Below are 12,416 nucleotides of genomic sequence, written 5' to 3'. Positions count from 1 at the left end.
TGGTTAAAATTGAATACTAGATGGCAAGATATAAAAATGATTTTGCAAGTATGAATTTCTGTGATGACCGGAGTATCCACTCCTATTTACCGCAAAATTTTTCTATATTCGTCCTGGTATCGAATATTAGCATGATATAGTTAACCGTGACAAACCCTTGTAATAACCCATAAACGAAACATCATCCCGAGATCTTTCACCATTAATACACAACCCATGCCGTCTCTTATCTACATCCCTGTTGTCCGGAAAGGTAAAAACCCCAAAGGCAATTCTGCAGGAGTTCCAACAGTAAGTATCCCTGCTGGCAAAAACCATTTTAAAGTCCACATACGCCTTTACAAAACGGAAGCAAGCTACCGCCATTCATGGTGGCCGCAAAATGAAGGTGGTCCATATGGAGGAAAGCGTAACCGCTATGAGAAACTACCGGAAAAATGATGCGTTACCGTGCCGCTACGAACGGTGCTGAGGAACATTAATACCCATTACGAGAAATATCGACTAGCTATGTTAAAAAAATCACTGCTTGAATTGCCAGCGGTCCTGCTGACAATTCTGTTTACTTATGCCAGTATCAGCAAACTGCTCCAGTATAACACCTTCAGATTTCAGCTTGACCAGTCTCCGTTTATTACCGGCTATTCCGGCATTATCGCATGGTTTATTCCGGCCATCGAACTAATCACCACCGCCATGCTCGTGTTTCCAGCAACAAGGCTGAAAGGGTTTTATTTCTCCTACGGACTGATGCTCTTATTTACTGTATACATCTACGCCATCCTGCATTTCAGCTACTTTATCCCCTGTTCCTGCGGAGGAATATTATCCCGTATGAACTGGCAACAACACCTTGTATTCAATGTCATTTTCACATTGATTGCACTCGCAGGCATCTTCACATTTCCCTTCAAATCAAAAGCATAATACACCTTCAGTTAAAGACACAACTCCTATGACAACCAGAGTATCAGTAGTACTGCTTATCACGATTGTGGTGCTGAGTTTCATGTTCGCGATCGTTCGTTTGTCGCGTCAATCAATCGAAAAAAAACATGGTTTCAACAGGCTATTTCGTTCGGAGAAGCCATTACGGATGATTAAAAAAATACCTATAGCGCATCCGCTCTATTTTGCAGGCAATAACAATGGTAATATGTACTTTCATTCTGATGATCCACATATCATTGCTTATACGGATACTACGTTCAGCACTATAAAAACAATTCAGCTTCCAATAGACAGTATCATCAGCGCAAGCCTGACCAATGCGTTCAGCATACATATCATGTATCCCGAAGCATTTATCTTTGCATATAATATGGCAGCTATTTTTGTGTATAATTTACAAACCGGAAAGAGTACTATGATCCCTGCCCCGTCAAACTATAGTAACGCAGTACAGATCTCCGAAGCTACCTTCATACTGAAATACTTCACAGGCAATTCAACAGATCAGTCGTTCTGCAAACTTAACATCCATACAAAACAGCTCTATAAAACAAGCCTGCTCACTGAAGATCTTTCCTCCAGTGGTATGTTGCTATATGATGACCAGCATTCCTCCTGTTATTACATTCATCATTACAATAACCGGATCGCTATATTTGACACAGCTTTCCAGGCTATACGGTGGGCCCGTACCATCGATACCTTTACACAAAACCAGGTTCAATATATCAGCAGGAATAAAACAGGCAGCAGCGACATCGTGTACAAACCCAAAGGCACACGTATGCTTACTAACCATCTGAGCCAGCTGCATCATGGCCACTTGTATATTAACAGCCCGATCAAAGCAGACAATGAGACCTCATTGACAGATCAGTCAGAAACTGTTATTGATGTTTACAGTACTAATATGGACAAGTATCTTGAAAGTTTTTATATTCCCGTTCCTCGCAATCAACACCTGAAATCGTTTTGTATCTTTGACAGTAAGATACTAGCTACATATACTAACCACCTTGCCCTTTATGAATTTCCCGGCCTGAGCAAATGAGCATGCCGAATGGTATTGGATGCTTTTCCGAATGGATAAAATTTATTCAATTCATCGTGAAATCTACACGGAAGAAACATCGTGTGAGATAAAATACTAGCTAAAAATGAAACATCTGAGAACAAACCACCTTTTAGTGGTTTTATTGCTGAGTGCTGTCTCAGCATTTGCCACTGACGAGCAGGCGATTGCGATTAGCCAATGTGCTACAATACCCACCACCACAGGCGCAAACATAAATGGTGAATGCATCTACTCCCCAGCAGTGCAGTGTTGCTATATTGCTTCAGGAAGCTCAAGTCAGTATGTGACGCAAACCCAGGCAGGTGCCAACGTAATCATCAGGAGAAATACTTCATCCATGGTAACGATCTTTGGTATGCAATAGTGATAACAGTACTGCTTTTATTATTAATCCTCCAACAACAAAACTTCTATCGATCGCTCTCCTTCCAGGAGCGCAAGTCCATATTTACTCAATTCCATCCTCAGCGAAGAAATATCGTTCATTCTGGCATTTATATTCACATCTACCCTGGCCGAAAAATTAGTTTCGTCCACTATGATACCAGACTCCAGTCCTTTATAGCGCGTTGTCTTACTTCCCTCATTATAGGCCCTGATATGTTCAGCCAACAAAGAAAAATCCGCATTCTGTAACTTTAAATAGTACATATTTCCACTCACATAAGGGCCTCCTCCTTTTGTTCTGAGCTGGCTGCTATCCACCAAAGAAAGAATGTAACACCATACCTTTCGTTGAACGAATTTCCCCCTGACGCCAAAATATCTGTAAAGATCTTCTTTCATCCTTTCCATCAACTGCCTCCTGCCCTTTCCCGCAGTAATCAGGTCGTAACAATACATATCATCAGTTGTGTCAGGTGCCTGTTTAAAGTCCACCATCAGTTTATGTAAAAGAACCGTATCTCTGATATTAAAAAAAACTCTGGGGGCGGGTGTTAATTCCTGTTCCCATATTTCCTTGCCCATTTTTCCATATGCCAGCCGCACCATTGTACCCAATGGCAGATTCCATGTACGTATTCTTCTCTCTGCATAGATGCCGGTATAGTCTATTGCTGAACTGGAGGGATACTTCCTGTTATAACCGCTTAACATGGAATATCCAATCAATCCTTTTATAGAATCGTTCAACATCATTTTCTCAGCAATATCGGCCTCCTGATAAATATACATGGCGGGATGTTCAGCCGGCACAATGTTCACTTCTTTATTTATAGCAGCCAGTGATCTACCGCTGGTCAACAAAGCAATATTGTCATCGTTCAACGCATCCTGACCTGTAACAGCCCTTACTATTCTGTTTTTATCGATCCAGACATAATGTGGAATATATTTATGCGGAAATGCAAAAAACAAACTATCATTCGTCTTGCACTCAGCCCCCCTGGCAACAGTCAATAAGTTAAAACCCTGATACCGGATATTTTCAAACAAATCAATAACCTTTTGCAGACTGTCACTTGTAACGGTGATTACCTGAAGCTCCTCTTTATATTTTTCCTGTATACGTTGTATTTTTGGAAACTGTGCGAGGCAAGGTTGGCAAAATGCAGCCCAAAAATCAATCAATAAGGCCTTACCACTGAATGCTGACAGACTGATTTCCGTTTTCTTATAATTCAGTACCTGCTGCAGTTTATAATCGGGGACAATTGCACCGATACTCAGAGGTGTGCGTATCGTTGTATAACCGTAAAAAGGCTCCTTTTCCTGAGCCGATAGTGGCAAACACCATACATTGACAATCACTAATAATAAATATTTAAGCATCTCTCTCTTATCTGGCATTCTGTTCAATACCACTAAGCCTTACTTCATCTTCAGGAATCGGATATACATAACGTACGTCATTGGGTGGCAATTGATATACAGAGCCTTTAACCATCCTCGTAAGCGTTTTAGCAAAACGGGGATCCTTATTCAACCGCCGCAGGTCAACCCAGCGAAGCCCTCTGAATAAGAGCTCCTTTCTTCTTTCTGTTAATATCTTTTCCAATGCATCATCTGCGTCTACCGCTGTCATATCTGTATAGGTACCCGACTTCCATCGTGTCCTTAACAGGGTATTCAAGTCTTCCATAGCATGTGCAACATCTCCCAGTCTGACGTAACATTCCGCCCGGTTAATGTACATCTCATCAACCCCTATCCCTCCAAAATGAAACAGGCTATTCCCGCTATAAGTCCCTTTAAACAATTTTATCCCTCCCGGTCCATCTCTGAAAAAAATTGATTTTCTGAGATCATTATCCTGATACTGTTTATACAACATTGAATCAACGATCGCGCTGCTCATCCGCAACAAACTGGTAGGAGTAAGTTTCGCGAAGAATAATACGTCATCGTTGAACATATCAAAAGGCAAACTACTACCAGGATCTATGGTGTTATAGTCGAGTAATTTATGATAAATTGCCAATGACAGGTTTGCATACTCGAGCGCCTCCTGATAATTTTTCAAACTGATATGGATCCTCGCCAGCAAACCGTAAACCGCAGCTTTGGATGGACGGGTTTTAACTGTAGCTATATCCGGTAACAGTTCTGCTGCCATAGCAAGATCTGCTAGCACTTGTTCATAGGTTGCCTTTACACTGGCCCGCTGATAAATGATCTGCACGTCCGATTTCGTTCTTAAGGGGATACCTGGATCGGTAGCTGCGGCAGTGCTGTCATATGGCTTGCAAAATTCTCCGGCCAGTGTATAAAAAGAGAAAGCCCGGAAAAACAAGGCGGAACCTTTTACATTGTTATAGGCAGCAGCACCTATACCAGTACTAACATGCTCAAGTCCCTCCAGTACAAGATTGCAATAGTTCACTCTTACATAACCGTAAACCCAGTCTGCCGCGACATAATTCACCGGAAAAATATCCTTGGCCCATATATAGGTATTTCGGTCACTATTTGCTGCCAGCCCATTATAACGGGTATCCGTGATGTAATAGTTATCGCTCCCTGCCTCTCCATAAGAGGGAATGAAACCATTAATTACTTCTACATTGTCCAGCATGGCCTGAAAATCAGCCACTGTTTCCGGAACATTCAATGACTGGTCCGGCTTAATATCCAACTTTTCCGTACAGGCAGATAAGAAAATGATAAGAGCCAAAAAAAATACGCGCTTCATCATATTAAACTCATTAACGATTAGAACTTTGCACTACATCCCAGGGAAAAGGTCCTCGGTGCAGGATACCCCAGTACATAATCAGGGTCCAATCCCACCTTATTTGCTTTCCAGATAATACCAATATTGTTGGCATAAAAGTATAACTGTATATCTTTAACACCGGTCTTACTCAGCAATGACGGAGCGAATGAATAAGCGATTCTCAGATCCTGCAAACGTATATGATCTCCTCTTTCAACAAGCACACTTGAATATTGATAGAAGTAATCTCTATTAGGATCTGCCGGATAACTCAGCGAAGGCACATTTTTGTGCACTTCATCTCCTGGCTGTTGCCAACGGGATAAGTAGTCTTTATGCATTCCCAACCAGTTGTTAAACAAACTGCTGTATATGATCGAAGATCGTCTGAAATAATATCCCAGTTTATACGCGAGGTTGACCGACAAGCTAATATGCTTGTAGGAAAAAGTATTGCGTAATGCGCCAAATGTGGTTGGCCGTGCAGGCCCGTGATAAATAATAGCATTTTCATCCTCACCACTTATTATAGCATTGTAATCTTTGCTAACCTTTCCTGCCAGGTAACCTTGCGGATCTCCATTTTCAGGATCTAATCCCGCCCACTTATAACTGTAAACACCATAAACGGGCTTGCCGACAAACGGGAATAAGGCAGAGGTAGTACCATCTCCCCCCCAAACCCTGCTTCCTATCCCATTAAAATAACTATACCTTGTTATTTTATCCCAGTTATAACTAAACAAAAAATCTGTCGTCCAACTAATCTTCCTGTTTATATTATAGGAAATAAGGCTGACATCTACCCCTCCTCCCGTCATATCAGCAAAATTCCCTTTAAACACCATCGTTCCGGTTTGCATTGCAACAGTCCGTTCTCCTATCAGGTCGACCCCCTTCTTTTGATAATATTCAATACTGCCCCCTAATATCTTATTCGTCGTTTCAAAATCCGCTCCTACATTGAGTGTTCCAATCTTTTCCCATCTCAGTCCTGGGTTAGGAAGATTAACGATACTTGCAGCCGGTAATCCCACTATATTTAAAGACTCATATCTGATCGCTAACTTCCCAAAAAGGCCCGGATCAAGATTCCCGTTGTATCCATATGTTGCTCTTAGCTTCAGATATGGCAACCAGCCAGGTTTATAGAATGATTCTTTACTGATATCCCATCCCAGCCCTGCTGACCATAAAGGCACTCCTTTCTGGTTAGTATTTATACCCCAGATATTGCTCTGATCAAGACGCATACTGGCAGAGACAATATATTTTTCATTCAAAGTGTAAGCTGCATTACCAAAATAAGAAATGAACTCATTGTTATAGCGAGTCACTAAGCCGCCATTGGTAATATATCCCGCAGTACCAAGGTATTGATAAGCGTCATAATATCTAGTGAAATCAATCTGATTATTGTACGCAAGATTCTCTTCGTTGTATCCATAATAAATATGACTGCTGCCCTTCGTAACCGTTTCTCTTTGTTCAAAACCTGCAACAGCAGCAATATTATGTCTTCCCGAAAAGGTCCTGTTGAAATTTAGTTGTGCCCTGTAGTTATTGCTGGTAAGCTCACTGTTGCTTTCCTCAAGGATACCTCCCATAGGTATGGGATGCGTTACACCATTTGCCTCCACCTGTGTGAACAGATTGATCAGGTTTCGTGTATAATATGTCTTAATACTATTATAGTTTTCCGCCTTCCCGATCTGCTTCTCAAACTGATATCTTATCTCTGCATTCAATCCTTTGATGATATCTATTTTCATACCTGGACTCAACCTGATATGGTATCTTCTTTCTACATTATCAATAGCCTTCAATTCATCAAGCGGCTTGTACGTCCAATCCAATAACCCGTCTCCTTTCAACTGACTGATAAAACTATACCGGTAATCTTTAGGCAATGGTAATGCATTACCATTACCATCTGCCAGTTGTGCATATGGATAATAAACGCTCTTCCCTCCTCCGGGAGCAAGCGCAAGAAGACCGACATCCGCATTTGCCTTATTCAATACAAATGAAACCCCTGAAGACAACTCCACTCTATCCCATAACCGAAATACGCCGTAATTGTTAATCGTAAACCGGCTGGATGCATCTGTCACCTTATTGTTCAATATCCTGTCATATCCTACTGACAGCAGATAGGCCGACTTATCCCCACCACTACTCACATTCACCGCATATTGCTGACTGACACTATTCCTGTAAAAATATTTCTCATAGTCCTTCCTGATATCATTCTTCCTTAACTGATCAATTGCTTTATCTGCTTCAGATACACTAATCAACCCACTTCTCTTTTTATCCAGCAATTCGACAACAGGAGATATAACCGGATAGCTGAAATCGTTAGAAAGATCAGCATCATAAAATCCTTTGTCAAACAAATACTTTTCTATATCAATAAATTCACTGGATCCAAGAAAGGCAGGATTGTAAAAAAGATCCGGTTTGGCGCCTATCGTAATATTGGTATTTGCTTCTACCTTTAATGGTTGATGCAGTTTCCCTTTTTTGGTAGTTATAACAATAACACCGTTACCCGAAAAAGCGCCCCAGATAGAGGCCGCAGCTGCATCTTTGAGTATCGTGACGTTTTCAACATCATTAGGGTTCAGCAGATTGATGTCGCCGGCGAAAGGAAAATTATCTACTACTATTAAGGGCTGCGCATTTGCATGGATAGTACTTCTTCCGCGTATGGAAATGTAGGCTTCATTGGAATAAGGCGGAATATTTTTATTGGGGAATAACACGCCGCTGGCAACACCCTCCAGCCGTTCAAGTATAGTGGGTCCTACCCGACGATTCAATAACTGATTATTCACCTGCACGAAAGAACCTGTTGCTCGTTCAGCAGGTATCTTCTGATAACCATTACTTCTCACCGCCACTACAGCCAGATCGGTGATCACCGGCTCTAACACCACACGAAGCACAGCAGCAGATTTTATCCTGATCTCCTGCGTTTTAAAACCGGTATAACTGATCCTGACAATACTATCAGCGTCTGCATTACTCAGGAAAAAGGCGCCTTTCTCATTGGTGCTTGTTCCTCCTTTACCGATACCTGATATATTTATAGTAGCACCTTCCAGTGGTGTACCATCCGACATGGTAACAACGCCGCGGATGATCAGCTCTTCCTTTTTCTTTGCAGGCACTTCTTTACCGGTTGTTTTTTCTTTTTTGAAAATACCGATCCTGTTCATACGCACTTCCCAGTCATACCCCCTGGAGAGCAGCAGTTTCTCTAACACCTGTGTCAGTGGCGCATTACTTTCATGCACAGTTACTTTGATACGGTCATTAACAGTTTGATTATTGTAGAAGAAAGTATATCCTGTTTCGCGGCTTATGATATTGAAGAGATCAGCAAGGCTGATGTTCTCATATTGCAGGGATATTTTTCGCTGAATGCTTTTGTCCTGGGCCCGGACAGGGGAAACAGTATAAGGAAAAACGAGCAAAACAACGACCCAGAGACCATACCTTTTATGGTCCCGACAACGGTAAGACATCATCATCAGTAATTATAGTGGTCAATAAAACGTTTACTACAATTGCACAATGCCTGAAAACTGACTAACGTATAAGATTATAACTCTACAGTGACATCTTATCCAAAAAAGCTTTAGCGGGCTGGAAAGCTTTTTTTGAACATGAGAAAACCGGTGCTTTATTTTTAGCGTATATGTACTCAGTGCCATAACAATCTCAATAAAGGACATCCACGAATCTAACGCACACGCAAGGACCTAAAAGACAAGCATTTACAACACTGTAGCATTGTTTACGTACTTATCTTAAAGACACATTCACAAATCGTTAACATGAGTACCCAAAAGTTAATTTCAATATAACATTTATGTCTTTAGTACTTTCGCCCCACTTTCTTAATAAAAAAACAAACTGTATCTGTTACCGGGGGATTAGCATAACATTCGTAAATAGTAAAGGGTTTATATAATGCGTCATGCGAATACTAACGATCTGCCTCTTGCAGACGATAATGTTACATACGAAAATATATTTCAGAACCATGCAAAGGCGCTTTGGGCAGAAGCCTACCGGCTGTTGAAAGATAGCCAGGACGCCAAAGACATTGTTCAGGAGCTGATCATAGAAATATGGGAAAAGCGCTCCCTGTCGAATGTACAGACCAATGTACGGTCCTACCTGTTTCAATCCCTTCGTTATAAATGCTACCGCTTTATAAAAACGAAGGATACGGAAGAAGGTAAAAAAGATGCATGGTCGTTCTGCCAGGATGCTGCTACCAAAGCGGAAACCAGTATTGAGAACGAGGAGTTGAAACGCACCATCTCCGCTGCCATCAAAACGCTTCCCCTGCAATCGTCCAACATCTTTACTCAGGTTTTTATTGAAGGTAAAAAGAGAAAGGAAGTAGCCCTCGACATGGGCCTCTCCATCAATACCGTCAATGTCCACATTTATACTGCCTGTAAAAAACTACAGGAGAAACTGAAAAAGATCCTGTAAGCACTAAAGCTTTTATACTGGTATTGTCACAATGAGAAGTACATGGAGAGTAGATCCGACATACATGAGTTATTAATGCTTAAGCTGACAGGCGGTCTGAGTAAGGACCAGCAGGAGCAAATCGACGCATTAATTGAGAGTGATCCGGAGGTAAACATGGCCTGGAAACACGTCCAGGAATATTACCTCCTGCATGCAAAGCGCAGGGCAGATTTTGAGAGTATCTCCGCTGACGATATCATGGCCGGCGTAAAAGACAGGGTGTTTTCTCCGCAACCACGGCGCACTTTCCATACCGGGAAATGGATCACAGCCGCAGCAGCCGCCCTTACAGGCGCAGGTATATTTATATATACCATCACAAAAACCAACCATTCCTCTAAAGTCCTTACGGCCGTTCATAAGAACATTCCCGACAAAAGTGTTTATCTTGAACTGCAGAATGGCCAGATTATCGACCTCTCCGGCGGCGAACAAGATCAAAAAACAGCCGATGGACAGGTTACGCTTAATAATAGCAGGAACACACTCACGTTCGTAGCAGACAGGAAAAACAGCGGACTGAATAAACTGATAGTCCCCCACGGTAAAGAATACTCCATAAGACTCTCTGACGGTACAGAAATCCGGATGAACGCCGGTAGTACCCTGCAGTTCCCTTTTGGGTTTGCAGGTAACTCCCGGGAAATATCCCTTACCGGGGAAGCCTATATAAAAGTAGCCGCAGCAGCAGGCCAACCCTTTATCGTGCACACAGGCGAGACCACCATACAGGTATTGGGCACAGCATTCAATGTTAACACATATAATCCGGGCAAAGCCGCCGTTTCCCTGATCCAGGGCGCCGTGAAAGTGCTCGCCGGCAAACAGGAAGTAGTACTTCAACCAGGGTTCCAGGCAGAATATACTACTCAAAATGGCATCAATACGCGTCAATTTGACAAAAACGACGTACTTTCATGGCTGGAAGGAAAATATGACTTCAGGGAAACACCGCTTAGTGAGATAATACCTATACTGGAAAGATGGTATGACGTAAAGATCATAACAGACCATCCTGCTGTAGCCGATCGAACATTTACGATGCTGATCAAAAGGCCGGAAGGGATTGAAGCCTTCCTGGAGATGCTGAAGATAATCCGTGGTGCAGACTATTACTATAAAAATGATACTATACATATTAAATAGTAGCGCATGGCCATAAGGCTGCTGGCGAATACTATTATCTTCGTTTACGAACAATGCAAAATGAAATACCGGTACTTTATTCCTTTAGTGCCGGTTTTTTTTATCCTTTTTTGTCCTGCCGTAAACGGTATATCTTTTTTTACTGATCCTAGTAAGCGGGAGGCTTTTTAGAGGTTTCCGCGGGATTCTCCAGGCGCTCATCCAACTGCTCATCACTTAATTCCCACTCTGCTTCGTCAGTGGCCGACTCTGTCTCATCAAATGCTCCTCCCGACCCGGTATGTACTATTTCCTCTTCTTTACCGGTGTCGGATGACTGTTCATTGTCCCTGTCCTTAAATAAATAAAAATCTATCATACACATATTGAATGGGCTATTCCTATCATTCAACATTTAATTTATGAAATTTTTTCCTTACCTGATAGCTTTTTTATCGCCTCCACTGGAAATAAAAAGTACTTCCCTCCCCTAGTTTTGAATCTACCCACACCTTTCCGCCCTGCGTTTCTACCAGCAATTTCAGGATATTCAACCCTATACCAGTGCCTTTTTCGTCCTCATTATCCACCTTTTCAAACAGGCGGAAAATGCGCTCATTGTCTTTTTCCTCAATACCGGGACCATTATCCTTAACAAAAAATTCATAGAAATCGCCGTCCGGTCTTCCCCCTATACAGATCTCCCCCACCGGTTTGTCGCCATATTTAATAGCGTTCGTCAGCAGGTTCTGGAATACCTGCTGCAATTTCTGCCTGCTGGTATGGATCACCGGCAAGCCCTCCTCTATCTCTATCTTAATGTGTGCGGGAGGAAACAGGAACTTGACCAGCTGTTGCAACAATTCCCCTACATCCACATCTTCCTCTATATGCCGAAACTGATGTTCCCGGCTATAATCCAGAATGGCCGTGATCATATCCGCCAGCTGGGATGTGGCATTGATGGCCATATTCGTATATTCCGTGAGGAAAGGAGATTTACAGATCTCTTCCTCCTCTTTCATCAGCATCAGTAAACCTGTTATGCCGGAAAGCGGCGACTTCAGGTCATGTGCTACCACATGCATAAAACGCTCCAGCTGACCATTGATCAGCTCTTTGTCTTTTAAAGCCTGCCTTAACTCCATCTGATAAAGGTACAGCCGCTCAAAAACATCCACCTTGGCGCGCGTCATGTTGATGTCCAAAGGCTTGTACAGATAATCAACCGCCCCTTTCTCAAAACCTTTGAGCACATGATATTCATCTTTGTTGATGGCGGTTACAAAAATGATGGAAATATCCCGCGTTTTCGGGTTTGCCTTTAGCAGCCGCGCTACTTCAAATCCATCCATATCGGGCATCTGCACGTCCAGCATGATCAGCCCGATATCTTCGTTCCTTAATACCTGTTTTAATGCCTCATTTCCGGACGTTGCATGCAGAAAAATCCTGTTTTCAGCAAGCAGCATCTGTTCCAATGACAGCAGGTTCTCCATTCGGTCATCTACTAACAGGATCGTAAATTTCTTAGTCATCTCTTATTCTTTT

10 protein-coding genes are annotated in these 12,416 nt (G+C 42.3%); 5 read left to right on the top strand and 5 right to left on the bottom strand.

From position 1 onward, the window contains the following. Window positions 1–510: 510 nt before the first annotated feature. The 3 genes from L3C95_RS29260 (at window position 511) to L3C95_RS29250 (ending at window position 2,390) form a co-directional block, all read left to right on the top strand. A complete protein-coding gene (locus L3C95_RS29260) occupies window positions 511–927 on the top strand; it encodes a MauE/DoxX family redox-associated membrane protein (RefSeq protein ID WP_236393819.1) in 417 nt (138 codons plus the stop codon). A gap of 28 nt (window positions 928–955) precedes the next feature. Then, window positions 956–2,002, top strand: a complete 1,047-nt coding sequence (locus L3C95_RS29255) for a hypothetical protein (RefSeq protein WP_236393818.1) — start codon at window positions 956–958, stop codon at window positions 2,000–2,002. Between the two features lie 106 nt (window positions 2,003–2,108). Further along, window positions 2,109–2,390 (top strand): hypothetical protein, encoded by a 282-nt coding sequence (locus L3C95_RS29250; RefSeq protein WP_236393817.1) that lies wholly within the window; start codon window positions 2,109–2,111, stop codon window positions 2,388–2,390. Between the two features lie 23 nt (window positions 2,391–2,413). On the opposite strand, the gene L3C95_RS29245 is transcribed toward L3C95_RS29250, so the two are convergent. The 3 genes from L3C95_RS29245 to L3C95_RS29235 are packed head-to-tail and all read right to left on the bottom strand — an operon-like array spanning window position 2,414 to window position 8,716. Further along, window positions 2,414–3,799, bottom strand: a complete 1,386-nt coding sequence (locus tag L3C95_RS29245; protein ID WP_236393816.1) for a TlpA family protein disulfide reductase — start codon at window positions 3,797–3,799, stop codon at window positions 2,414–2,416. Window positions 3,800–3,806: 7 nt separating this feature from the next. Next, entirely contained in the window at window positions 3,807–5,162 is a 1,356-nt protein-coding gene (locus tag L3C95_RS29240) for a RagB/SusD family nutrient uptake outer membrane protein (protein ID WP_236393815.1), read from the bottom strand. Between the two features lie 17 nt (window positions 5,163–5,179). After that, window positions 5,180–8,716 carry a SusC/RagA family TonB-linked outer membrane protein gene (locus L3C95_RS29235; RefSeq protein WP_236393814.1) on the bottom strand — a complete coding sequence of 1,179 codons (3,537 nt, stop codon included), beginning with the start codon at window positions 8,714–8,716 and terminating at the stop codon, window positions 5,180–5,182. A gap of 448 nt (window positions 8,717–9,164) precedes the next feature. On the opposite strand from L3C95_RS29235, the gene L3C95_RS29230 reads away from it, so the two are divergent. Continuing rightward, on the top strand, window positions 9,165–9,698 hold the full coding sequence (locus tag L3C95_RS29230; protein ID WP_236393813.1) for a sigma-70 family RNA polymerase sigma factor: 534 nt from the start codon (window positions 9,165–9,167) through the stop codon (window positions 9,696–9,698). 42 nt (window positions 9,699–9,740) lie between these two features. Beyond that, window positions 9,741–10,886, top strand: a complete 1,146-nt coding sequence (locus L3C95_RS29225; protein WP_236393812.1) for a FecR family protein — start codon at window positions 9,741–9,743, stop codon at window positions 10,884–10,886. Window positions 10,887–11,034: 148 nt separating this feature from the next. Here L3C95_RS29225 and L3C95_RS29220 read toward each other — a convergent pair whose 3' ends face one another. Together L3C95_RS29220 and L3C95_RS29215 are read right to left on the bottom strand one after the other, a co-directional pair. Then, on the bottom strand, window positions 11,035–11,244 hold the full coding sequence (locus tag L3C95_RS29220; RefSeq protein WP_236393811.1) for a hypothetical protein: 210 nt from the start codon (window positions 11,242–11,244) through the stop codon (window positions 11,035–11,037). A 73-nt stretch (window positions 11,245–11,317) separates the two neighbouring features. After that, window positions 11,318–12,403 (bottom strand): sensor histidine kinase, encoded by a 1,086-nt coding sequence (locus L3C95_RS29215; RefSeq protein WP_236393810.1) that lies wholly within the window; start codon window positions 12,401–12,403, stop codon window positions 11,318–11,320. Between the last annotated feature and the right edge of the window lie 13 nt (window positions 12,404–12,416).

The sequence above is a fragment of the Chitinophaga filiformis genome, from assembly GCF_021646545.1.
Classification (GTDB): Bacteria; Bacteroidota; Bacteroidia; order Chitinophagales; family Chitinophagaceae; genus Chitinophaga; species Chitinophaga filiformis_A.
The sequence above is the reverse complement of the archived record's forward strand: the minus strand, read 5'-3'. Positions and strand labels throughout refer to the sequence as shown.